Below are 23,201 nucleotides of genomic sequence, written 5' to 3'. Positions count from 1 at the left end.
TGTCACAGCAGACGGGGGCCGTCGGCACAACGGCGCCCAAGCGCGTGTCCACACCGTCCGGCAGCGACCGCGTCCGCGAAAACCGTCCGGGGGGCACAGCACGTGACACAACGGCAGGCCGTCGCCCTGGCACTGCTGGACGGGCATGCCGCTGCGCAGGCCGAGGACGCGTTCCGGCTGATCTACGCCGACGCCTTCGCGGATCCGCCATACAACGAGACCGACGCCGAGGTGAACGCCACCTTCCGGCGCTTTCGCTCCCAGACTCGCAAGGCCGTCTTTCGCGCTGCCCTGGCCTGGACGGAGGGCGGCGAGCCGGTCGGCATGGCGTACGGGTATCCGCTCAGCTCGGACACCGGGTGGTGGGACCAGCTCACCGAACCCGTGGCCGGGGACATGCGGCGCGAGGACGGCCACCGCACCTTCGGGCTCATGGAACTCGCCGTGCGCACCTCCTGGCGCGGACAGGGCGTCGCCCGCCGCCTCCACGAGACGCTGCTCGACGGCATCGCGGCCAAGCGCGTGCTGCTCAACGTCCACCCCGGCAGCACGGCGGCAGCGGCCGTGTACCGGGCGTGGGGGTACCGGAAGATCGGAGAGGCGCGGCCCTGGGCCGGGGCTGGCCTGCACGACTTGATGCTGCTCGACCTGGGCTGAACGTGCGGCGGCCGAGCGCCCCGGACTCGTACGGAAGGCGTTCTCTCGCGGCGGGCGCCCCGGCCTCGCGGGCGACGGCGCGGTTCGCGTCGGCGCGACCCGTTTGGTCGACGGGAGGCAACGGCGTGCTGGCCGGGTTCACCGGATGGTGTGGAGTCCGGTCCGCGTGGTCGATTCGTCGGCTTTGCCGGTGGATGCTGGGCAGGCGGCCGTCGCCTCCCGGGGGATGTTGTCCGTGGCCTTGCCATGCCCGGTCGCACGCACCATCCGACCAACAGAGACGAGTCGTCGTGCACTTGACCCCGCACGAGCAGGAGCGCCTGTTGCTCCACGTCGCGGCCGACGTGGCAACGAAGCGCCGTGAAGAGGGATTGCGCCTCAACTATCCGGAAGCCATGGCCCTGTTGACCGATCACGTCCTCGAAGAGGCGCGCAGGGGGAGGACGGTCAGCGAGGTCATGGACTCGGGCCGGCGGCTGCTCACCCGTGACGACGTGATGGACGGCGTTCCGGAGATGATCCAGGTCGTCCAGGTGGAGGCCACCTTCCCGGACGGCACCAAGCTGGCCACGATCCACGACCCCTTCCCGGCGGCCGCCGAGGAGCCCGCGGTCCACCCGGGCAAGATCGAGCACCCGCGTCCGCCCCGCAGCGCGGACTGCCCGGTCGACAGCAACGTGCTCTACTGCTGCGAGAAGTGCGACGAACGCGCGATCTGGCACGAAGCGATCGCGTTCAACGAGAACCTTCAGGGCAAACCTCTGGCGCAGGGCAACCTGCAGGACGACGTGAAGACGATCAAGGTCAGGAACACCAGGGACCGACCCATCCAGGTCGGCTCCCACTACCACTTCGCCGAGGTCAACCCCGGCCTCAAGGCCGTCACCGCCGGGGGCGGGGAGGTGGCGCTCAGGACCCACGCCGACGCGAAGGGCCGGCGCCTCAACATCCCCGCGGGCTCGTCCGTGCGGTTCGAACCGGGAGACGTGTGCTGCGTTGAACTGGTGAAGTTCGGGGGCCAGGCCAAGACCAGCACCCAGGCGATTCTGGGACTGCGCGAGGGGACTGTCTGATGACGTCGAACGCAGGCAAGCAGACCCGGCCGGGGCAGGGCGGTGGCCAGGCCGCGGGAAAGCCCAGTTCGGCGGGACCGCCGAACCTGCCGGTGCCGCCGGGTCAGGGGAAGCCGACGAGGACGAACAACCTGCTGACACGGGCGCAGTACACCGTCCGGTACGGGCCCACCACCGGGGACCGGGTCCGCCTCGCCGACACCGATCTCGTCGTCCAGATCGAAGCCGACTGGAGCGGTGGGCCGAAGTACAGCGGCAACGAGATGCTCTTCGGCGGCGGGAAAGTGATCCGTGAGTCGATGGGCATGTCCCACATTTCCCGGGACGAGTACCCCGGCGAACCGATGAGGAATCCCGTGGACACCGTCATCACGGGGGCACTGATCATCGACTGGTGGGGTGTGGTCAAGGCCGACGTCGGCATCAGGGACGGCAGGATCCACGCCGTCGGCAAGGCGTACAACCCCGAGACCATGGACCCGATCACGAACTTCGAGATGCCGCGGCGTGATCCGGCGATCGAGGACCCGACGCCGCCACCGCCGAAGGCGACGCCGCCGGTTCCGGCGGTGACGCCGAAGCCGGCGATGCCGACGCCGGAGAACTTCGTGGTCGGCCCGAACACCGAGGTCATCTCCGGCAACGGCAAGATCCTCACCGCGGGCGGTATCGACACCCACGTGCACTTCATCCTCCCCGCGGAGGTCGACGAGGCGCTGGCCTCCGGTGTGACCACGCTCATCGGCGGCGGCACCGGCCCCGCCGCGGGCAGCACCGCCACCACCGTGAACCCGGGCGCGTGGCACCTCACCAAGCTCTTCGAGGCCCTCGACGACCACCCGGTCAACATCGGTCTGCTCGGCAAGGGCAACGTGATGCCGACCCAGGCCGGGCAGCAGGTGGCGAAAGCCCTGGAGGAGCAGGTGCAGGCCGGCGCCATCGGCCTCAAGGTGCACGAGGACTGGGGCGCCACCCCCGCCGTGATCAAGAGCGCGCTGGACGCCTGCGACGCCCTCGGGGTTCAGGTCGCCCTGCACGCCGACTCCATGAACGAGTCCGGCTTCCTGGAGGACACCGAGACGGCCTTCGGCAACCGGCCCATCCACATCTTCCACATCGAGGGCGCCGGCGGGGGCCACGCCCCGGACATGATCGAGATGGTCAAGAACCCGAGGGTGCTGCCCGCGTCGACCAACCCCACCCGGCCCCTGACGGTGAACACCGTCAAGGAGCACATCGACATGCTGGTCGCCGCCCACCATCTCAACCCGGACATCCCGGCGGACATGGCCTACGCGGATTCCCGCATCCGCCCGTCCACGATGGCCGCGGAGGACGTCCTGCACGACATGGGCGCCATCTCGATGATGTCCTCGGATGCTCAGGCGATGGGGCGCATCGGCGAGATGATCATGCGCACGTGGCAGACCGCGCACGTGATGAAGTCCCGCTACGGCACGCTTGCCCAGGACCTGGCGTACGCGGGCATCGAGGCGAATCCGGCCGTGCACAGGCGGCACACGTACAGGGCCCCCACCGCGGCGCCGAACGACAACTACCGGGTACGCCGGTACGTCGCCAAGTACACGATCAACCCGGCGATCACGCACGGCATCGACGACTACGTCGGTTCGGTGGAGCCGGGGCGGCCGGGGGCGGAGAAGAAGCTGGCGGACCTGGTGCTGTGGGAGCCGAAGTTTTTCGGCGTCAAGATGCACGCGGTCATCAAGGGCGGCCAGATCGCCTACGCGCAGAGCGGCGACCCCAACGGCTCGATCACGTTGCCGCAACCCTACCAGCCACGGCCGATGTGGGGCTCCACCGGGTGTGCCCCGGGGCGTAACTCGGTGAACTTCGCTGCCCCGAACCAGGCCGACGGCCTGAACACCCGCTTCGAGACCATCGAACTCAAGGGGAACGATCAGACGACGCAGAAGGGACTGCGGCTCAACAAGGAGTTCGTCGACATCAAGGACACCCGCTATCTCACGAAGGGACACATGAGGCTGAACGGGGTGCTGCCCAAGCAGCTCGAAGTCGACCACAACAGCTTCGAGGTGCACATCGGCGGTGAGACGACGGGAGACTCCCCCACCAAGCTCAACGGGGCGATCGTCCCGCGCGCATACGTCAGCGAGGTCCCCATGGCACAGCGGTACTTCCTGTTCTGATCCGCCGCGGCGTACGGCGCGGGCGGGTCCGGTACACCCGCCCGGGCCGCCGCGGCACCCTCGGCACCCTCCGCCCCCTATCCCGCCGACCCCGTGAAAGGCGGCCGCTCGCCCGTGAGCCGCGCAGCCCTGCTCCTCCTGGCCGACGGCCGCTTCCCCGCCGGTGGGCACGCCCACTCCGGCGGCGTCGAGGCCGCGGTCGCCCACGGATCCGTACACGACACCGGCAGCCTGGAGGCGTTCTGCCGCGGGCGCCTGCACACCACCGCTCTGACGGCGGCCGGACTGGCCGCCGCGGCCGCCGGCGGACACGACCCGCTGCTGCTCGACGCCGCCGCCGACGCCCGCACCCCCGCCCCCGCGCTGCGCGCCGTCGCCCGCAGGCTCGGGCGGCAGATGATGCGCGCGGCCCGCGCCACCTTCCCGTCGGCCGCGCTCGACGAACTCGCCGCCGCCCGTCCCCAGGGCGCCCACCAGCCCCTCGTGCTGGGGCTCGCTGCCCGCGCCGCCGGGCTCGCCCCGGTGGACGCCGCCTACGCCACCGCCTACGAGAACATCAGCGGCCCGGCCACCGCGGCCGTGCGCCTGCTGAGCCTCGACCCGCTCAGCGCCGCCGGGCTGCTGGCCCGCCTCGGCCCCGAGACCGACGACATCGCGCAGGTCGCGGCCGACGCCGCGGACCGCGCCACGATCGAAGGGCCCGACGCGCTGCCGTCGGCCTCCTCCCCCCTGCTGGACATCACCGGCGAGCAGCACGCCGCCTGGACCGTCCGCCTCTTCGCCTCCTAAACCCCGACCCCCCCTACGGCACAACGGAGTCCGCATGCACCTCGACCACCCCGAGACGTTTCCCCGGCGGCACACCCACAGCGCCGGGCCACTCCGTCCCGACGGCAGCCGCCGCGCCCTGCGCGTCGGCCTGGGCGGCCCGGTCGGCTCCGGCAAGACCGCCACCGTCGCCGCGCTCTGCCGCACCCTGCGCGACGACTGGAGCATCGCCGCCGTCACCAACGACATCTACACCCGCGAGGACGCCGCATACCTGCGCCGCGAAGCCGTCCTGCCGTCCGAGCGCATCACCGCCGTCGAGACCGGCGCCTGCCCGCACACCGCGATCCGCGACGACATCTCCGCGAACCTGGAAGCCGTCGAGCAGCTGGAAGCCACGCACCAGCCCCTCGACCTGGTGCTCGTCGAGTCCGGTGGGGACAACCTGACCGCCACGTTCTCCAAGGGCCTGGTCGACGTGCAGGTCTTCGTCATCGATGTGGCCAGCGGCGACGACATCCCCCGCAAGGGCGGCCCCGGCATCACCACCGCCGATCTTCTCATCGTCAACAAGACCGACCTCGCCCCCCACGTCGGCGCGGACCTGGACACCATGGCCGTGGACGCGAAGCGGCAGCGCGGCGACCTCCCCGTCATCTTCACCAGCCTCACCTCCGACAACGGCATCCGCGAGGTCGCCGACTGGGTCACCGGCCACCTCGCACAGTGGCGCGCCGGGGCAGCCGCATGACCCTGCCCGCGCCGCCCGCCCCCGCCCGGCGGGCCGGATCCGCCCCCGGCGCCGCCCCGGCCCATACCCGGGAGACGCCCGGACACCCGCACGGCGTCAGCGCCACGGCCCGGATCCGTGCCGCGCACAACGGGCGCGTCACCACCCTCCCGCAGCTGCACAGCGACGGCCCCTTCCACCTGCGGAACATGCACACCGACGGCAACGCCGCCACGGTGGGCATCCTCGGCGCGATGAGCGCCCCGCTCGGCGGTGACCGGCTCACCCTCGACATCACCGCCGAGGACCGGGCCGAACTGGAGGTCACCACGGCCGCCGCCACGCTCGCCCTGCGCGGCCCCACCACCGACGCGGCCACCTACGACGTGCGCCTGACCGCCGGAGAACACGCCCGGCTGCGCTGGTTGCCGAAGCCCCTGATCAGCGCCGCCGGCAGCAACCTGCGCCAGACCTGCACCGTCGAACTCGCCCCCACCGCCGGGCTGGTACTGCGCGAAGAACAACTCCTGGGCCGGGCCGACGAAGACCCCGGCCATCTCGTCAGCCGGACCCTGGTCCACCGCGCCGGGCGCCCACTGCTCGACCAGCAGACCGCATACGGTGCCGCGGAACCCGCCTGGGACGGTCCGGCCGTTCTGAACGGACACCGTGCCGTCGGCCAGCTCCTGCTCGTCGACCCGCGCCTCGACGTTCCACAGAACCCGGTAGTCCTCGGCCAGGGCAGCAAGGACGGGTGCGCGGTCCTGACGCCACTGGCGGGCGGCCCGGCACTGCTCGCCACCGCCGTCGCACCCACCAGCTCGGCGCTGCGGGACCTGCTGGACGATGCCCAGGCATGTTCCCTCTACCGCTGACCCGGGTGAGGCGCCTCGGGGAGCAGGCGATCGAAGAGGCCGCGCCCGATCCCCGGGAGCGACAGCCGCCGGGGCAGCCCCGGTCCCTTCTGGTGCCCCGCCACGTTCTCGTCCCTACCGCTGCTGTACCGCGTCGCTTGGTTCTGGGGCCGGGATGGATGCTGCGGGATACGGGGTGAGGCTGACGTTCGGCGCCGGCACGGGCGCCGCGGCGGAGCTGGTCACCCCGGCCGACCGCCGCCCGTTCAGGTGTGCCGGCCCCACTGGCCGCGGTGGATGACGTCATCCGCGCCGCGCCGGCGCTCCTTGATGCGCGGGCCCTGCGGGGGCACGTCGTCGGCGCGGTAGCCCACGGTGATCCCGCCGATGGGGTCGTACTCGTCGGGGATCCCGAACTCGGCGCGGAAGGGCTTCAGGTGCTCCGGCATGATGCCGAAGAAGCACGCGCCGAGGCCCTCGTCCACGGCGGTCAGCAGCATGAGCAGGGCGGACATCCCCGTGTCGATGTACCAGTACGGCGCGGGCCAGCGGGCTTCCGCGCGGTCCTCCCAGCCCTTGTCCGGCTCGGCGTAGCGTTCGAGGTACGCCGCCTTGTGGGCCAGGGGCACCACGACCAGCGGGGCGTCCTGCATGGTCGGCGTCTGCTCGACCCGCTTGGGGACGAACGGCCAGAAGCGGGCGCGGTCGGCGGGGTCGGTCAGGGCGAGGAACGCCCAGCCCTGGGAGAAGCCGGCCGAGGGGGCTCTGAGGGCGGACGCGAGGATCCGCTCCACCACCTCCGGGGCCAGCGGCCTGTCCGTGTAGTGCCGGATCATGCGACGACGGCGAACCACCTCGGAGAACTCCATACGGGCGCATTTTGCCACGCGCGCGCTCGAACGCCAGTCCGGCGGCCGGTTTCGAGACACCGTCCGCGTACGGGGTCGTCCGCACACTCACCCGCGCGCCTGGCGGCACGGAGGATGCGTCCGTCCTCGTGCCTGGGACGGGACCGGATGTTCATGGCACCACCCCGGCCCGCGACGCGGCCCGCGGTCAGAGGCGCCAGGCGGGGGTCCGGTCCCGGGGGTGGTAGGCGCAGGTGGTGCCGGTGGAGACGGTGGACCTGAGGTGGTCGGCCAGCTCCGGGTGGTCCTGGGCGATCTTGCGGAGGGCGTCGCGGATGCGGGCGCCGACCGCCTTGCGGGCGCGTTCGGCCTCGTCGCCCAGGCGGCGGGTGCGGCCGGCGAGGCCCGCCGCGGCGCGCAGTTCCGTGAGGAGGGCGGCGCGTTCGCGGTCGTAGGCGGCGGCGCGGGTGTCGTCGCCGGCGGCGGTGGCGTGGTCGATCTCCTCGTCGAGGAGTTCCAGGCGGCGGCGGTAGCGGGACTTGGCCTCGTCGTCCAGCACCGGGTCGCCGCCCAGGCGGTGCGCGGCGACGACCTCCTCGCCGCCGTGCGGGCTGAGGAGGCGTACCGCCGCGATCTCGGTGCCGGGGGCGCCGAGGAGGGTGTGGAGGTCGCGCAGGCCCTTGGCGTCGGGGAGGTGCACGGTGCGGGCGGCGTACGTCAGGGTCCACACCCGGCCGTCGTAGCGGAACTCCTCGCCGGCGGGGGGCGGGGGGCGGGGTTCCGCGCGGGGGGCTTCGGGGGGTTCCCGGTCGTCGCGGAGGTCGTCGCGGGGTTCTCCGCCGGGCAGCACAATGCCCAGGCGGGCCGCCTCCTTCGCCGTCTCCACCGCCAGCTTCCCCGCCGCCGGGTCACCCTCCTCCCGCAGCACCCGCGCCAGCCCGTGACGGGCCAGCACCGACCACGGGCGGGCCTGCATGAGGTCCGCCGAGCGGCGGGCCGCGCGGAAGCCTTCGGCGGCCGCGGCCCGGCGGCCGTCCGCCGCGTCGACCAGGGCGAGCCAGTAGTCGACGGGGCCGCTCATGTCCCAGCCGTAGACCGACACGAGCCACTGTCCGCGGTACGGGGACAGTGCCCGGCGCACCTCCGCGGCCAGGTCGGGGTCGCGTGTCGCGGCCGCCGTCTCCGCCAGCAGCCGCAGCCACAGCGGGTAGAAGTTGCGGCTCTCCTGGAGCTCCGTGGGCCCGTCGGCGATCAGCCGCCGGGCGGGCTCCGGGTCGCCGCGGCGCAGGTCGGTGAGGGCCAGCAGTACGGCCGCGAAGCCGTGCCCCGCGACGGTGACCCGGGACGCGGCCGCCGCGGCCTCCTCGTACCGGCCCTGGAGCATCCGCATCGTCCACCGGTGGTGGTCGAGCATCCCGATCCAGTGCTCGTGCTCGGTGTCGCGGCTCAGGCGCAGGACGTGGTCGAGGTGCCGCTCGGCGGCCTCGAAGTCGCCGCGCAGCGCCTCGATCAGGCTTTCGTCCATGGCCAGCGTCTGGCTGATGGTGGGCAGGTCGCTCTGTTCGGCGGCGGCCACGTAGCCGCGGTACGTGTCCGGGAAGCGCGGGTCGCCCAGCTCCAGCAGCGCCACCCAGCGCATCGCCACCGCGATGTGCCGCCCGGCGGGGTTGCCGGCCCGCTCGGCGAGGGTGATCAGCTCCTCGGTCAGCGCCAGCCGCTCGGCGGCGGTGCCCAGGCCCCAGATCGCGTTGTGCCGGGCCCACAGGCCGAAGCCAAGCTCCTCGTCGTCCTGGCCGCGGCGGGCGCTGACCGACAGGCCGATGCTCAGCTCCGCGGCCATCTGGTCGGCGGACAGCTCCGCCTCGCCGGCGGCGGGGTCCGGGTGGGGGCCGCGGGTCAGCGCGTGGTGCGCCTCTCGCAGCAGGAGGCGGTTGGCGTCGGCCTGGTCCCGGGGGACCGTCGTGCAGTACCCCTCGGCGCTGTGGACGCCGAGGGCGACGCGGGCGAGCATCTCGGGGTCGTTCTGCTCGCGCGCCGTGCGCACCGCCTGGTCGAACAGGGGCCAGGCGTCGGCCGTCCGCTGGGCGTGCAGCAGCGCGCCGCCGAGGTCGAGCGCCGTGAGCACCCGGGTGCGCGCGGACGTGCCGGCGGCGCGCTCGTGCGCCCGGCGCAGGTGGGTCAGGACCTCGTCGTACGCGAGCCGCCCGCCGGCGTCGTCCCCGGCGGCCCGCAGCAGCGCGACGGCCTGCTCGGCGGGCAGCTCGTCGCCCGCGGCCCAGGCGTGCCGGGCGCGGTCGGCGGGGAAGACCTTCTCGCTCAGCGCGGGGGCGGCGTCGAGGGCGCGTACGACGGCGGCGTGCCGGCGGCGCGCCTCGGCGGGGTCCAGGGCCTCGTACAGCGTTTCCCGTACGAGGTCGTGAGCGAAGGCGAACGTGCCCGCGCCCCGGCCCACAACCAGCCGGGCGGCGACGGCCGTCTCCAGCAGCCGGTCGACGTGCCCCGGCGGCCTGCCGACGGCGGCGGCGAGCACCTGGCGGTGGAACTCCCGGCCGAGCACCGCGGCGGCGACGAGCAGCTCGGCGACCGGGGCCGGGAGCAGGTCCAGGCGGCGCCGCAGCGCGTCGCGCACGCCGGGCGCCACGGCGTCCGCGGAGGCGCCGCCGGCCCAGAGGCGGGCGGTCTGCTCGATGAAGAACGGGTTGCCGCCGGTGCGCCGGTGGACCTCGGCGGCCAGCGTCCCGTCCGGGTCGTGGCCGGCGGTACGGGCCATGAGCCGGGCGGTGCCGTCGCGGTCGAGGCCGGTGAGGGTGACGGTGGTGGCCTTGGCGACGAGCGGGGCGATCTGGTCGCGCAGCGGGTGGCCGGGGGTGTCGACCTCGGCGTCCCGGTACGTGCCGATGAGCAGCAGCCGCTCGAACCACGTGTGCTGCGCGGCGAACTCCAGCAGGCGCAGCGAGGCGGGGTCCGCCCAGTGCAGGTCGTCGAGGACGACGATGACGGGGCGGGCGTGCGAGACGGAGACGAGGGCGGTGGTGACGGCGTCGGCGAGGCGGAAGCCGTCGGCGGGTGCGGGTCCGCGCCCGCCCCCGGACGGAGGGCCGGTCGCGGGTACGGAGTCGGGGCTGTGATCCGTTTCGCGGTCCGTTCCGTGCGGGTGGTGCGGCCCGGGCGGGTGGTCCGGCGGGTGCTGGCCCGCCCCGGGCCGGGGGTCCGGCCCGGGGCCCAGCCCCGTGCCGGGGGCTTCGGGTGGGCCGTGTTCGCGGCGCGGGTCGCGCTCCGCCCCCGCCGGGTCCTCGCCCAGCAGCACGTCCAGCCCGCCGCCCGCCGCCTCGCGGGCCTCCGCCCACTCCGCCGCGGGCACACCGCGCCGCAGCGCCCGTACGACCTGGACCCACGGCCAGTACCCCGGGGCGCTCTCCGACGCCCAGCAGGAGCCGCCGAGCACCAGCGTGCCCCGTCGTCTCGCCTCCGCCACCGCGGCGGTGACCAGCGACGTCTTGCCGATGCCCGGCTCGCCCGTGACCAGCACGAGGCCCCCGTGGCTGTCCGCGGCCCGGTCGGCCTCGGCCCGGAGGACGCCCGCGGGGTGGTCTCGTCCGATGAGTGCAGCAGTCATGTCCCCAGCACTGTGACACGCGCCTGTGACACCGGGGCAGCCCATTTCCCCCCTTCGCCGCTGCGCGCCTGGTCAGCGGCTCGTGGCGGCGAGGGGGAAGGAGCCGGGGGCGGGAGTGCTACGCTGGCATCAGCACCGAGTTGCGCCCGTAGGCGGCGCCCGTGCTTCTTCACCACCCGCTCCGGCTCTTCGTCGAGTCGCTGACTGACACCGAGCGAGGTTGCTTCACCCTTCTCCGCGGCGCGCGTGCCAGAGCCGCGCCTCTGCCGCACCTCCCACCCACACCTCAAAACCGCGACACCGTCCGTGAAAGGACCGTGCATGACTACGACCACACACACCACAGCAGAAACCCCGGCGGCGGCCGCCGTCCGGGCCACGTCCGAACTCACCGCGGTCGCCGGGGTGTTCGAGACCGTGGGCAACCAGGGCTTCCTGCGCGTCGGCGGCACGCAGCCGGGCGACGACGACGTCCAGGTGCCCGCGAACCTCGTACGCCGCTTCGGCCTCCGCATGGGGGACCTTGTGGAGGGCGGCGTGCTGCCGGCCCGCGGCGGCGACGCCGGGCGCGACGCCGGGGCAGGCTCCGGCCCCGGGGGCGGCAAGCGGCGCGACCGCGGCGCCGCCGCCGACCGGCGGCCGAAGGCTCCGGCCCTCGCCCGCGTCGACCGCGTCGCCGGCCTCGACCCCCAGGACGCCGCCCGCCGCCCCCGCTTCGCCGACCTGGTCCCCCTCCACCCCACCGAGCGGCTGCGGCTGGAGACCCCGGCCGGCCGGCTCACCAACCGCGTCGTCGACCTCCTCGCCCCCGTCGGCAAGGGCCAGCGCGGGCTGATCGTCGCCCCGCCCAAGACCGGCAAGACGATCCTGCTCCAGCACCTCGCCGACGCCATCGCCGCCAACCACCCCGAGTGTCACCTGATGGTGGTCCTCCTCGACGAACGCCCCGAGGAGGTCACCGACATGCAGCGGTCCGTGCGCGCCGAGGTGATCTCCTCCACCTTCGACCGCCCCGCCCGCGAGCACGTCGCCGTCGCCGAGATGGCCGTGGCGCGCGCCAAGCGGATGGTCGAGGCCGGGCAGGACGTCGTGATCCTGCTGGACTCGCTGACCCGGCTGTGCCGCGCCGCCAACAACAGCGCCGGCGCCGGCGGCCGCACCCTCAGCGGCGGCGTGGACGCCTCCGCGCTGCTGATCCCCAAGAAGCTCTTCGGCGCCGCCCGGAACATCGAGGGCGGCGGTTCGCTGACGATCCTCGCCTCCGCGCTCGTCGAGACCGGCTCCCGCGCCGACGACTACTACTTCGAGGAGCTGAAGAGCACCGGCAACATGGAGCTGCGCCTCAGCCGTGCGCTCGCCGAGCGGCGCATCTTCCCCGCCGTCGACGTGCACGCCTCCGGCACCCGCCGCGAGGAGCTCCTCGCCGCCCCCGGCGAGGTCGCCCTGCTGCACCGGCTCCGCCGGGTGCTGGGCGACCGCGACGCGGTGCAGAGCATGGAGCTGCTCCTGGAGCGGATGAAGGAGAGCGGGGGCAACGCGGAGTTCCTGCTGCGCCTGGGGCGTACGACACCGGCGTGAGGCGGGGGTGCCCCGGGCGCGGCCGCGTACGGACGCGCCCGGCCCCCACTCCCTACGCCGCGTCCGGCAGCGCCGTCGGCCCGTCCCCTTCGCGCTCCACCTCGCGCTCCTCCGCCGCCGAGGTCTCCGGCCGTACGAGCGTGCACACCAGCTCCCCGCCGTCGGCGTCCACGTCCGCCAGCACCGTGTCCCCGGGCCGTACCGCGCCGTCCAGCAGCAGGTTCGCGATCCGGTTGTCCAGCTCCCGCTGCAACGTGCGGCGCAGCGGGCGGGCGCCGAACTCCGGCTGGTGCCCCAGCGCGACGAGGCGCTTCTTCGCCGCCTCCGTCACCTCCAGGCCGACCTCCTGCGCGCGCAGCCGCCGCCGGCTGCGGTCCAGCAGCAGGTCCACCACGGAGTCCAGGTCCTCGGCCGTCAGCCCGTGGAAGATGATGACCTCGTCGATGCGGTTGAGGAACTCGGGCAGGAAGCGTGCGCGCAGGTCCTCCATCAGGTCGTCGCGAATCTCGTCCACCTGCCCCTGGTGCGCGAGGATCCGCTGTGCCCCGATGTTCGACGTCATGATGACGACGGTGTTGCGGAAGTCGACGGTCCGCCCCTGCGCGTCCGTCAGCCGCCCGTCCTCCAGCACCTGAAGCAGCGCCGAGAACACGTCCGGGTGCGCCTTCTCGATCTCGTCGAAGAGCAGCACGCTGTACGGGCGCCTGCGCACCTTCTCCGTCAGCTGCCCGGCCTCCTCGTAGCCGACGTAGCCGGGCGGGGCGCCCAGCAGCCGGGACACGGTGTGCTTCTCCTGGAACTCGCTCATGTCGAAGCGGACCATCCGGCTCTCGTCCCCGAACAGCACCTCCGCCAGCGCCTTCGCCAGCTCCGTCTTGCCCACGCCGGTCGGGCCGAGGAAGAGGAACGAGCCCGTCGGCCGGTCCGGGTCGCTCATCCCGGCGCGCCCGCGGCGTACCGCCTCGGCGACCGCCACCACCGCCTCGTCCTGCCCGACGACCCGGTCGTGCAGCGCGTCCTCCAGCTTCAGCAGCTTGTCCTTCTCGCTCTCCGTCAGCTGCGCGACCGGGATGCCGGTCGCGCGCGACAGCACGCCCGCGATGTCGTCCGCGGTCACCTCCCGCACGCCCTCGCGCCGCTCCTCAATGCCCGCCAGCTCCGCCTCCGTCTCGGCGATCCGCTCCTTCAGCCGCGACGCCTTCTCGTACATCTCGGCCGCGACGGCCTCGTCCTTCTCGCGGCGCAGCTTCGCCAGCCGGTCCTCCCGATCGACGACCTCTGTACTGCGGTTCATCGAGCGCAGCCGTACGCGCGCGCCCGCCTGGTCGACGAGGTCGATGGCCTTGTCGGGCAGGAAGCGGTCGGAGACGTAGCGGTCGGACAGCTCGGCGGCCGCGGCCAGCGCGTCGTCGGAGAAGCGGACCTGGTGGTGGGCCTCGTACGAGTCCCGCAGCCCGTCGAGGATCTGCACCGTCTCCGCGACGGTCGGCTCCGGCACCAGCACCGGCTGGAAGCGGCGTTCCAGCGCGGCGTCCTTCTCCACGTGCTTGCGGTACTCGTCGATCGTCGTCGCGCCGACGACGTGCAGCTCGCCGCGGGCGAGCGCGGGCTTGAGCATGTTGCCCGCGTCCATGGCGCCCTCGCCGCCGGAGCCGGCGCCGACGACGGTGTGCAGCTCGTCGATGAAGAGGATGGTGCTGCTCTCGGTGCTCTTCACCTCCTCGATGACCTTCTTCAGCCGCTCCTCGAACTCCCCGCGGTACTTCGAGCCCGCGACCAGCCCGGCCAGGTCCAGGCCCACGACGCGGTTGCCGGCGAGCGTCTGCGGCACGTCGCCCGCCTCGATGCGCTGCGCCAGGCCCTCCACGATGGCGGTCTTGCCGACGCCGGGCTCGCCGATGAGCACGGGGTTGTTCTTGGTGCGGCGGGAGAGGATCTCGACGGTCTGCTCGATCTCCTCGCCGCGCCCGACGACCGGGTCGAGCCGGCCGGCGCGGGCCTCGGCGGTCATGTCGCGGCCGTACTCGTCGAGGGTCGGGGTCTCGCTCGGCGGCTGCCCCTGCCCCTGGGCGCCGGCCCGGCCCGGGCCGGCGCCGGGCCCGGCGGCGGGTCCCGCCCGGGTGCCGGCCGCGCTGCCGGCGGCGGCCTTAGCGGCGGTACGGATCCGGTCGGTGTCCGTACCGTACGCGCCCAGCAGCCGGGCGGCGCCGGCGTCCGGGTCGTCGAGGAGGGCGCCGAGGATGTGCTCGGGGCCGATGTACGAGGTGCCCGCGGCCTGCGACCGGGCCACGGCGCCGCGCAGCACCCGCTTCGCCGCCGGCGTCAGCTCCGGCTCCGACGACGCGGCGCTCCCCTCCCCCGGCAGCGCCCGGGCGACGGCCTCGGCCAGCTCGTCGGGGTCGGCCCCGGCGTGGGCGAGGACGGCACGGGCGGGATCCACCTGGGTGCAGGCCCAGAGCAGGTGCTCGGTGTCGAGGTCGTCGCTGCCGTCCTCCTCGGCGCGCCGCTGGGCGCGGCCGATGAGGTCGCGCGCGGACTCGGTGAGGAGGCGGCCGATGGGCACGCGCTGGACGGCGGGCGGGGAGGCGGCCGGGGAGGTGCCGAAGAAGCGGTTGAGCAGGTCGGAGAAGGGGTCGGGGGAGCCGTAGGAGCCGAGGGGGGAGAGGGACATGGTGAGTCTCCGCGGCGGTGGGTGGGGTGGTGCCTGGACCTCACCTCACTGAAACAAGAGCCGGGTAAGTGCGCAAACGGTACGAACCGGGCGGTCGGGGGTGCCGTGGATCAGGTGCCGGTCCGCTCCCGCTCCGCGTCCGTCTCCCGCTCCGTCTCCTTCTCCGGCTCCGCGCGCCTGCGGCGGCGGTGGGCGGCCACGCGCGTACGGGAGGCGCAGGCGGGCGAGCAGTAGCGGCGGGCGCTGCCGGGGCCGGTGCCGAGGTAGAGGACGGCGCAGTCGGGGGCGGCGCACTCCCCCCAGGCCGGGTGGCCGTACTCGGTGAGGATCTGCGCGAGCGCGAGGGCGCCGGCGGCGAGGAACCAGTCGGCCCAGCCGGCGTCGTCGCCGCGGTCGACGTGCAGGTGCCAGGGGTGGCCGCCGTGCCGGGAGAGCCGGGGCCGGGCGCCGCACTCCGCGAACACGTCGTTGAGCGCGGCGGCGGCGCGGTCGGCGCCGGGCTCGGTGAGCACCGCGGTCATGCGCCGGGCGGCGCCGCGCAGGGCGTCGGCGTCGACCTCGGTGAAGGCGTCGGGCGCGAGGTCGGCGGGGGTCTCGCCGTGGGCGGCGAGGAGGCGGGCGAGGTCGGCGCGGGGGACCCGGGGGTCGCGGCGGACGGCGTTGGCGATGTCGAGGAGGCGCTGGGCGGGGCGGAATCCGTGCGCCGCGGGGTGCGCCGGGGCGGGGTCGGTGGCGCGGGGCGGGGTCATCGCGGGCTCCTCGGTGGGGCGGGGTGGTGGGTCAAGGATAGTGGTAACGTCTTGTTGCTATAAGCCGTTACGGAGGCGGGAGCGGCGGGTCAGGGCCCGGAGCCCGGGCCGGTCAGGGCCGCCGGGGGAGGCGGCAGCGGAGTCGAGACGGCAAAGGCGGGGCGCATGGAGCGGGGGCTGCGGCGCTACCTGGCCACCGCCACCTGCGCCCGCCTCGCCGACGACGGCATGGCCGTCGCCGTCACCCTGCTCGCCCTCCACCGGACCGGCAGCGCCGCGCAGGGCGCGGCGGTGCTGGCCGCGTGGATGGCGCCGCACGCGGTCGCCGCCCCGCTGACGGGCGCGCTGGCCGCGCGGGCGGGGGCACGGACGGGCGCGGACGGCGGGGCGGACGGCGGCGGGGGCGGCGGTGCGGGGGCGGCGTTCCACGCCGGGGCGCTCGGCGTCTTCGCCGCCGCGATCGCGGGCGTCGCGCTGACCCTGGGCCGGGCGCCGGTGCCGGTGGTGCTGGCCGTCGCCGCGCTGGGCGGCTGCTGCGGGCCGATGGTCACCGGCGGCCTGTCCAGCGTGCTGGCCGGTCTGGTGCCGGGCACGGCGGCGCGCGCCCGCGCGTACGCCCTGGACGCGGCCACGTACAACGCGGCGGGCATCGCCGCCCCGGCGGCGGTGACGGCGGCGGCGGGCCTGTGGGGCGCGGGCCCGGCGGCGGCGGCGCTGGCCGCCTCGGCGGCGGCCGCGGCGGGGCTGGCGACGACGCTGCGGATGCCGCGGCCCGGCGGGGAGGCGGCGGTCGGCGAGAGGGAGGTCGGCGAGGGGGAGGTCGGCGAGGTGGCGGTAAGTGCCGCATCGGGAGCGGGAGCGGGAGCGGGGGCGGGGGCGGGGAAAGGGGCCGCCGTCGGCGAGGAGTCCGAGCCCGCGGCCGGTGGTCGCCCGCCGCTTCACGGCGAGGCGGGGCCGGGGACCGCGAGCGTCGGCGGCCGGCCCGCGGAAGGCGGGCACCACCGGCGCCGCCCCGGCGGCGCCGACGGTGCCCCGGCCGCACGGGTCGATCCCGATGCGCGGGCCGTTACCCGCCCCGTCGGCGAGGATCTGGCCGTCGGCGGTGGTCCGGTCCCCGCCGGCGGGGACCCCGTGCCCACGGACGGGGACTCGGCGTCCGCCGGCGGTGGTTCCGGCGGGCGGCCACGTGCGTGCGGTGTCGACGACGGTTCGGTGCCGGTGGCGGGCCGCGGTCCGTCGACTTCCGGCGGGGAGCGCGCGCCCACCCGGGGCCGCCCCGGTCCGTGGCGGCGGCTCCGGCCGCTGCGCGCCCGCGGCGCGGTCTCCCGCCGCAACCGTCGCTCCGGGCTCCGGCCAACGCCCCGCTCCCGGCCCCCGGCCCGGCTCCGGCGGGAACTTCTCGGCGGGATGCGGGTGCTGTGGCGGGTCCCTGCCCTGCGCCGCATCACCGGCGCCACCTCCCTCGCCTTCGTCGGCGTCGGCGGGCTCGCCCCCGCCGCCGTCCTCCTCGCCGACGAGCGCGGCTACCCCGGGGGCGGCGGCGTGCTGCTCACCGTGCTCGCCGCCGGCGCCCTCGCGGGCGCGCTCGGCGCCGCGCGGCGGCCGCCGGGGCTCTCCGACGCGCGGCTGGCCGCCGCCTGCCTCGTCGGCACCGGGGCCGCCCTCCTCGGCGCCGCCGCCGCGGGCCCGTACCCGCTGTGCGTGGCGCTCTTCGGCGTCGCCGGCCTCTGCGACGGCCCGCTGCTCGCCGCCACCCTGCGGATCCGCGCCGACCACGCGCCGCCCGCCGTCCGGACGCAGGTCTTCACCCTCGGCGCGGGGCTCAAGACGACCGCCGGCGCCGGCGGTGCGGCGCTCACCGCCGCCGCGGCGTCCGCCCTCGCGCCGGCCCAGCTCCTCGCCGCCCTCGCCGCGCTCCAGCTCGCGGGTGCTTCGCTGCTGCGCGGCGGAGCCCCCCGTCCGGCGCGCGCGGGGCGGGCGGAACGGGGGGCTTGAGCGACGTGGCGGCCCGGGCGGCAGCGGCTTCTCCCGCGCGGTCCGCGGGACCCGCCGCCCGCCTCAGCGGTTCAGCCGTTCAGCAGTCCGACGGTGCCGGCCGGTCCGCCAGCCGGCCCTCCAGCCACCCGTACGCCGCCGGGTACGACGCGATCGCGCCGCCCACGTGCGTCGGCGCCACGTTCGTCGAGAAGTCCACCGTCGCGCCCTTCGCGCACCACTCCTCGACCATCTTCTTCCCGACCGCGTACGGGATCACGTCGTCGAGCAGGCTGTGCGACACGAACACCGGGACCTCCGGCTTCCGCGCCCCGATCCGCTGGTCCGCGACCACCTCGCGCCACGGCGACTCGCCGAGGTAGTCGGTGATCGGCCGCCCGTCCGCCGTCAGCGTCTCCGACCGCAGGAAGGGGTAGCGCAGCACCGCCTCCGCCGTGCACGTCTCCGCGGCCTCGGCCATGACGTCGCGGCCGCGGTCGTTGAGGTACGGGCCGAGGTCGATGTCCGCGCCCTCGGCGAGGCCGGCGACGGCGAAGCCGAGGAAGGCGGCGTACAGGGAGCCGTCGAGGTTGCGGCCGACGGCCGCCAGGTCGGCGGGGACGGCGCCGGCGGCGACGCCCTTGAGGTCGAGGCCGGGGGCGTAGGAGTGGGCGAGTTCGGCGGCGGAGGCGGCCGCGCCGCCGCCCTGGGAGTAGCCGTAGACGGCGACGGGGCCGTCGTCGGGGAGGTGGGCGTCGGGGAGGCGCTGCGCGGCGCGTACGGAGTCGAGGACGGCGTGGCCCTGGACGGCGCGGTTCATGTACGTGTGCAGGCCGGGGGTGCCGAGGCCCTCGTAGTCGGTCATGGCGACGCCGTAGCCGCGGGCGAGGAGGCCCTTGACGAACAGGCCCTCGTACTCGGTGCCGTTGGCGAGCTGGCGGGACGGCGCGCACTGGTCGCCGAGGCCCTGGGTGCCGGCGGCGAAGCCGATGACGGGGCGTTCGCCGGGGCCGGACCAGGCGGACTTCGGGGTGATGACGGTGCCGGTGACGGCGACGCCGTCGCCGTGGCCGTCGGTGGAGCGGTACATGACGCGCTGCACGTGCGCGTCGACCTTGAGGGTCTTGAGCGGGTCGAGGTAGTAGACGGACGGCTCGGAGCGGATGACGTCGCCGTTGTCCGCGGGGAGCGTGGCGGGCGGCTCGTAGAACGGGGGCCGGTCCGCCGCGGCCGCGGCGGGGGCGGCGGCGAGCGGCAGGGCGACGGTGGCGGCGACTGCCGCGGCGGTGGTGCCGGCGAGCGTGCCGATGGCACGCCGGAGGGTACGGCTATGCATGCGGGCAACTCCTCGGTGGGCGACTCTGCCAACAGAAGTTACTGACTTGTCAGTAAGAAAGCGCGCCCTCCGCGGACATGTCAACCCTCCGCGCGTGTCCGCACGTCCCGTCAGCCGATGTCGAACAGCGGCCCGGTGATCGTGAGCCCGAGGTCGTCACCCGTGTGGGAGAAGAGCGCGAACAGCATCAGCGCGGCGCCCGCCAGGGAGATGTCCTTGTTGAAGGAGATCATCTCCATCTGCTTCGACTGCGGGTCCTCCTCCTTCCAGAACGCGTGCATCAGCACCGCGGTCGGCACCAGGAACACCACCAGCAGGAGCGCCCCCAGGTCGGCCCACACCCCCAGCAGCACACTGAGCCCGCCCGCGATCATCAGCACGCCGCTGCCCGCCGTCGCCGGCTCGGCCGCGGGTACGCCCTTGGCGGCGGCGTACTGGCCCATCTGCTTGGTCTGCGTCAGGTGGCCGACGGCGGAGGAGAGGAACAGGGGGACGAAGAGGATCCGGCCGATCAGTACGAGAACGTCCATCGAGGTCTCCAGCGGCGAGCGGACGAAGGGTCATCGAGGGCACGACTATTCCCCTGGCCCGGCCGCGTCAAGCGCGGCGGCACCGGTGGGGAGTTTGTACGACCCGGGTATGACCCGTCCGCCGGACATCCCCCGGGCCCGCCGCCGCAGCGGCCGGATGTACCTCGCCGCGGTCCTCCACGCGAGCGGCCGCCACCGGGGCGCGGCGAAGCCTTCCGAACGAGAGGGCCGGCCCGCGTCGTCGCGGGCCGGCCCTCCGGGGCGTGCGGGTGCGCGGGCGGCGGTCAGGTGAGGAGCCGCAGCGGGATCGCCGCCGCCATCGCCGCCATCCCCGCGTCGTTCGGGTGCAGGCCGTCGCCGCTGTCGTACGCCGCCAGCAGCCGGCGCGGGTGGGCCGGGTCGCGGGTGGCCGCGTCGAAGTCGACGGTGCCGTCGTACTCCCCGGCGGTGCGGATCCAGTCGTTGAGGGTCTGCCGGGCCCTCTCCCGCTCCGGGGTGTAGAAGCCGAGGTCGTCGCCCTCGAACGGCAGGAGCGTCGCGCCGTGGATGCGCAGGCCGCGGGCGTGGGCCCGGCGGATGAGGCCGCGGTGGCCGGCGATGAGGTCGGCGGCGGTGACCTCCTCGTCCACGGGGGCGTCGCGGCCGGGGTGGCCGAGGTCGTTGATGCCGAGGAGGACGATGGCGTGCCGGGCGGCCGGCTGGTCCAGTACGTCGCGGGCGAAGCGGCGGATCCCGGCCTCGCCGAAGTACGGGGCGTAGTTCTCGGCGTTGGAGCCGGGCGGCGGGTTGGGGTCGCGGAGGAGGCGGTTGCCGCCGATGCCGGTGTTGAGGACGCCGGTGGCGGCGCGCCCGGCCTCGTCGCGGAGGCGGGCGGCGAGGAGGTCGGGCCAGCGGCGGTTGGCGCCGACGGTGGTGCTGGAGCCGTCGGTGATGGAGTCGCCGAAGGCGACGACCGCCTCGCGGGCGCCGCCGTCCTCGCCGGCCGCCCCGGGGGCCGCGCCGGCGACGGCGACGCCGGCGAGGAAGTACCAGCTGGTGAAGGTGCGTTCGGGGTCGACGGCCGGCTTCGCGGCGACGTTTCCGGCGGCCGCGTGGTTGCGCTGGAACGCCGACCGGTGCACGGTGCCGCCGGGCGTGGGCCGCGGCAGGTAGACGCTGACGGCGAGGTCGGCCGCGGCCGGTACGTCCAGCGCCACCGGGTCGCTCCACCGCCGGGTGCCGGGCGGCAGCGTCACCGACGTACGGCCGCGGAAGCGCACCGCGCGGTCGGTGCCGGGGACGACGGCGGTGCCGTCGCCGGGGGCGGAGCGCGCGACGCGGACCTCGCCGACGACGAGGGGCTCGGTGCCGTACTGGTTGGTGAGGCGGATGCGGACGACGCGCCCGCCGGCGCTCACGTGGACGACCTGGCGGAGGGTCTGGTCGGCGAAGGCGGTGTCGTCGGACGCGGGCACCGTCGTCTCGGCGGCGGCCCACGTGCCGGTCCAGCCCCGGGCGCCGGTCCCGGCGGCCGCGGCGGCGGAGGCGGTGAGGGCCTGCCACGTACCGGCGAGGGCGGGGGCGGCGGCGACGGCCACGGCGGCGCGGCCGAGGCTGCGCCTGCTGGGGCCCGGGGGCCGGCTGCGGGCGGGCGGCGCGGTGGCTTCCTCGGACACGTGCGAACCTCCCGGCTCGGCGGTCGGCCGGCCGGGGCCCGACCGGCGGAAAACCAGACGGAAGGACCGTACGGCCGCTCCGACCGCCGGTCAACGGGGCCTCCCGGGCCTGCACTTACCGGTGAAGTAAGCCCTTGCTGATGAGGCGGCGCAGGCGCGGGTGCGGAACCTCGCGGTATTTGTTGGTCTAGACCTTGACAGGTCCAGACCAATCGGCTTTGCTCCACCATGCCAAGCACACCCCCACCGACAGGATGTGAAGACGTGTCAGCCACACACGCGCACGTACGCCTGCACCGCGGGCTCGGCAGACGGATCAGGGCCCTCCTCGCCGCGCTCGCCGCCGCGGCCGTCCTCGCCGTGCTCGTCCCCCTCGCGACCGCCGCCCCCGCGGCCGCCGCCGCCTGCGCGGCCGGCTGGTCCAGCGGCACCGTCTACACCCAGGGCAACGTCGTCTCCCACAACGGCCACAACTGGCAGGCCAAGTGGTGGACCCGCGGCGAGGAGCCCGGCACCACCGGCCAGTGGGGCGTCTGGGCCGACCAGGGCGCCTGCGACGGCGGCGGCGGCGACCCCGGGCCGGGCCCCGGGGAGTTCGTGACGGAGGCCCAGTTCAACCAGATGTTCCCGAACCGGAACTCCTTCTACACCTACAGCGGCCTCACCACCGCCATGCGGTCCTACCCCGCCTTCAGCAACACCGGCGACGCCACCACCCAGGCCCGCGAGGCGGCCGCCTTCCTCGCCAACGTCAGCCACGAGACCGGCGGCCTCGTCCACATCGTCGAGCAGAACCAGGCCAACTACCCGCACTACTGCGACGCCAACCAGCCCTACGGCTGCCCGGCCGGCAACGACGCGTACTACGGCCGCGGGCCCATCCAGCTCAGCTGGAACTTCAACTACAAGGCCGCCGGCGACGCCCTCGGCCTCGACCTGCTGAACAACCCCTGGCGGGTGGAGCGCGAGTCGGCCGTGGCCTGGCAGACCGGCCTGTGGTACTGGATGACCCAGTCCGGCCCCGGCACCATGTCCGGCCACACCGCGATGACCACCGGCGCCGGCTTCGGTGAGGCGATCCGCTCGATCAACGGCGCCCTGGAGTGCGACGGCGGCAACCCCGCCCAGGTCCAGAGCCGCATCAACAACTACCAGCGGTTCACGCAGATCCTCGGCGTCACCCCCGGGCCGAACCTGAGCTGCTGACCCACGCCCCCGTCCCCGCGCACCGCGGCGGGCCCGCGCCTTTCCGGGCGGGCCCGCCGTCATGCGGCGGGCACCGGGAAGAGGAAGCGGAACGGGCCGTGCCCCGGGCCCTCGAAGCCGGGGTCCTTCCAGGTCAGCGTCGTGTCGCAGGTCGCGTCGTCCAGGCGGACGGCGGTCAGCAGCACGGCGCCCGGGGACTCGGCCCGTAGCGCGGTGCCGGTGAGAGCGCGCCGGTCGCCCTCCCCGAAGGTCCCCGACGCCAGGAGCGCGTCCGCGGCCCCCGCGTCCGCGTCGGCCCCGCCGCTGATACGCCACCGGACGCGCGCCTCCGCGCAGTCGTAGCCGAGGCTCAGGTCGCCGCCGAGCGCGCCGGCGTCGGCCCCGCCCTCGGCCGCCAGCGTCGTGCGCACGCGCGCGCCGGGAGCCAGGCTCCAGACGTGGTACAGCCCCGTGCCCTGCACCTGAAGGACCGGACGGTCGCCGTCCCGGTACGTCAGCGGATAGTCCGTCAGCGACCGCCACATGAAGAACGCGAACAGCCCCGACACCGCGAGGACGGCGACCCCGGCGACGACGCTCCACCCGCTGCCCGAGGACGCGACGGACACGAAGACGAACGCGAAGAGGAGCACCGCCGGGATCCAGCCGTTCACGTACACGACCTCCGAGGCCAGCGTCCCGGCCCCGGTCCCTGCTGCGTGGTCTGCGGTCATCAGCCGCCAGTGTCCCCGGGCGGCCCCGGGGCCCCACCCCGCCGCTTCGTGCTACGCCCCCGCCTCACATTC

17 protein-coding genes and 1 pseudogene are annotated in these 23,201 nt (G+C 74.9%); 10 read left to right on the top strand and 8 right to left on the bottom strand.

Annotated features, from left to right (window positions below):
* Positions 1-102: 102 nt before the first annotated feature.
* The 7 genes and pseudogenes from ACHZ99_RS13050 (at position 103) to ACHZ99_RS13020 (ending at position 6,274) form a co-directional block, all read left to right on the top strand.
* A complete protein-coding gene (locus ACHZ99_RS13050; protein WP_420304643.1) occupies positions 103-657 on the top strand; it encodes a GNAT family N-acetyltransferase in 555 nt (184 codons plus the stop codon).
* A 290-nt stretch (positions 658-947) separates the two neighbouring features.
* A pseudogene (locus tag ACHZ99_RS13045) lies at positions 948-1,241 on the top strand (urease subunit gamma); the annotation flags it as partial.
* 93 nt (positions 1,242-1,334) lie between these two features.
* Complete coding sequence (locus ACHZ99_RS13040; RefSeq protein ID WP_420304708.1) at positions 1,335-1,730, top strand: urease subunit beta; 396 nt, start codon at positions 1,335-1,337, stop codon at positions 1,728-1,730.
* A complete protein-coding gene (locus ACHZ99_RS13035) occupies positions 1,730-3,901 on the top strand; it encodes an urease subunit alpha (RefSeq protein WP_420304642.1) in 2,172 nt (723 codons plus the stop codon). The genes ACHZ99_RS13040 and ACHZ99_RS13035 overlap by 1 nt, the downstream gene beginning before the upstream one ends.
* 114 nt (positions 3,902-4,015) lie before the next feature.
* Entirely contained in the window at positions 4,016-4,690 is a 675-nt protein-coding gene (locus ACHZ99_RS13030) for an urease accessory protein UreF (protein WP_420304641.1), read from the top strand.
* A 34-nt stretch (positions 4,691-4,724) separates the two neighbouring features.
* Positions 4,725-5,420 carry an urease accessory protein UreG gene (gene ureG, locus ACHZ99_RS13025; RefSeq protein WP_420304640.1) on the top strand — a complete coding sequence of 232 codons (696 nt, stop codon included), beginning with the start codon at positions 4,725-4,727 and terminating at the stop codon, positions 5,418-5,420.
* A complete protein-coding gene (locus tag ACHZ99_RS13020) occupies positions 5,417-6,274 on the top strand; it encodes an urease accessory protein UreD (RefSeq protein WP_420304639.1) in 858 nt (285 codons plus the stop codon). Before ureG ends, ACHZ99_RS13020 begins: the two co-directional genes overlap by 4 nt.
* A 245-nt stretch (positions 6,275-6,519) precedes the next feature.
* Here the strand turns inward: ACHZ99_RS13020 and ACHZ99_RS13015 are convergent, their stop codons facing one another.
* Both ACHZ99_RS13015 and ACHZ99_RS13010 read right to left on the bottom strand, forming a co-directional pair.
* Positions 6,520-7,122 (bottom strand): nitroreductase family protein, encoded by a 603-nt coding sequence (locus ACHZ99_RS13015; RefSeq protein WP_420304638.1) that lies wholly within the window; start codon positions 7,120-7,122, stop codon positions 6,520-6,522.
* Positions 7,123-7,309: 187 nt separating this feature from the next.
* On the bottom strand, positions 7,310-10,717 hold the full coding sequence (locus tag ACHZ99_RS13010) for an AAA family ATPase (protein WP_420304637.1): 3,408 nt from the start codon (positions 10,715-10,717) through the stop codon (positions 7,310-7,312).
* A gap of 321 nt (positions 10,718-11,038) precedes the next feature.
* On the opposite strand from ACHZ99_RS13010, the gene rho reads away from it, so the two are divergent.
* A complete protein-coding gene (gene rho / locus ACHZ99_RS13005) occupies positions 11,039-12,295 on the top strand; it encodes a transcription termination factor Rho (protein WP_420304636.1) in 1,257 nt (418 codons plus the stop codon).
* A gap of 52 nt (positions 12,296-12,347) precedes the next feature.
* Here rho and ACHZ99_RS13000 read toward each other — a convergent pair whose 3' ends face one another.
* Positions 12,348-14,966, bottom strand: coding sequence for an ATP-dependent Clp protease ATP-binding subunit (locus ACHZ99_RS13000; protein WP_420304635.1), 2,619 nt, complete (start codon positions 14,964-14,966; stop codon positions 12,348-12,350).
* Positions 14,967-15,076: 110 nt separating this feature from the next.
* Positions 15,077-15,715 (bottom strand): CGNR zinc finger domain-containing protein, encoded by a 639-nt coding sequence (locus ACHZ99_RS12995; RefSeq protein WP_420304634.1) that lies wholly within the window; start codon positions 15,713-15,715, stop codon positions 15,077-15,079.
* A 165-nt stretch (positions 15,716-15,880) separates the two neighbouring features.
* Here ACHZ99_RS12995 and ACHZ99_RS12990 point away from each other — a divergent pair, with 165 nt between their 5' ends.
* On the top strand, positions 15,881-17,710 hold the full coding sequence (locus tag ACHZ99_RS12990) for a hypothetical protein (protein WP_420304633.1): 1,830 nt from the start codon (positions 15,881-15,883) through the stop codon (positions 17,708-17,710).
* A gap of 79 nt (positions 17,711-17,789) precedes the next feature.
* On the opposite strand, the gene ACHZ99_RS12985 is transcribed toward ACHZ99_RS12990, so the two are convergent.
* From ACHZ99_RS12985 to ACHZ99_RS12975, 3 genes are all read right to left on the bottom strand, one after another.
* The gene (locus tag ACHZ99_RS12985; RefSeq protein WP_420304632.1) at positions 17,790-19,025 is read right to left on the bottom strand and encodes a lipase family protein; all 1,236 of its coding nucleotides are present in this window, start codon (positions 19,023-19,025) and stop codon (positions 17,790-17,792) included.
* Positions 19,026-19,135: 110 nt separating this feature from the next.
* On the bottom strand, positions 19,136-19,555 hold the full coding sequence (locus ACHZ99_RS12980) for a DoxX family protein (protein ID WP_420304631.1): 420 nt from the start codon (positions 19,553-19,555) through the stop codon (positions 19,136-19,138).
* A gap of 284 nt (positions 19,556-19,839) precedes the next feature.
* Complete coding sequence (locus ACHZ99_RS12975; protein ID WP_420304630.1) at positions 19,840-21,210, bottom strand: SGNH/GDSL hydrolase family protein; 1,371 nt, start codon at positions 21,208-21,210, stop codon at positions 19,840-19,842.
* A 264-nt stretch (positions 21,211-21,474) separates the two neighbouring features.
* Between ACHZ99_RS12975 and ACHZ99_RS12970 the strand changes: the two genes are divergently transcribed.
* Positions 21,475-22,416, top strand: coding sequence for a glycoside hydrolase family 19 protein (locus ACHZ99_RS12970; protein ID WP_420304629.1), 942 nt, complete (start codon positions 21,475-21,477; stop codon positions 22,414-22,416).
* 59 nt (positions 22,417-22,475) lie between these two features.
* On the opposite strand, the gene ACHZ99_RS12965 is transcribed toward ACHZ99_RS12970, so the two are convergent.
* Positions 22,476-23,129 (bottom strand): hypothetical protein, encoded by a 654-nt coding sequence (locus ACHZ99_RS12965; RefSeq protein ID WP_420304628.1) that lies wholly within the window; start codon positions 23,127-23,129, stop codon positions 22,476-22,478.
* Between the last annotated feature and the right edge of the window lie 72 nt (positions 23,130-23,201).

The organism is Streptomyces sp. MAR4 CNX-425, from assembly GCF_048656465.1.
Lineage (GTDB): Bacteria > Actinomycetota > Actinomycetes > Streptomycetales > Streptomycetaceae > Streptomyces.
Note: the sequence above shows the minus strand (reverse complement) of the source record. Positions and strands in the feature narration are given on the sequence as shown.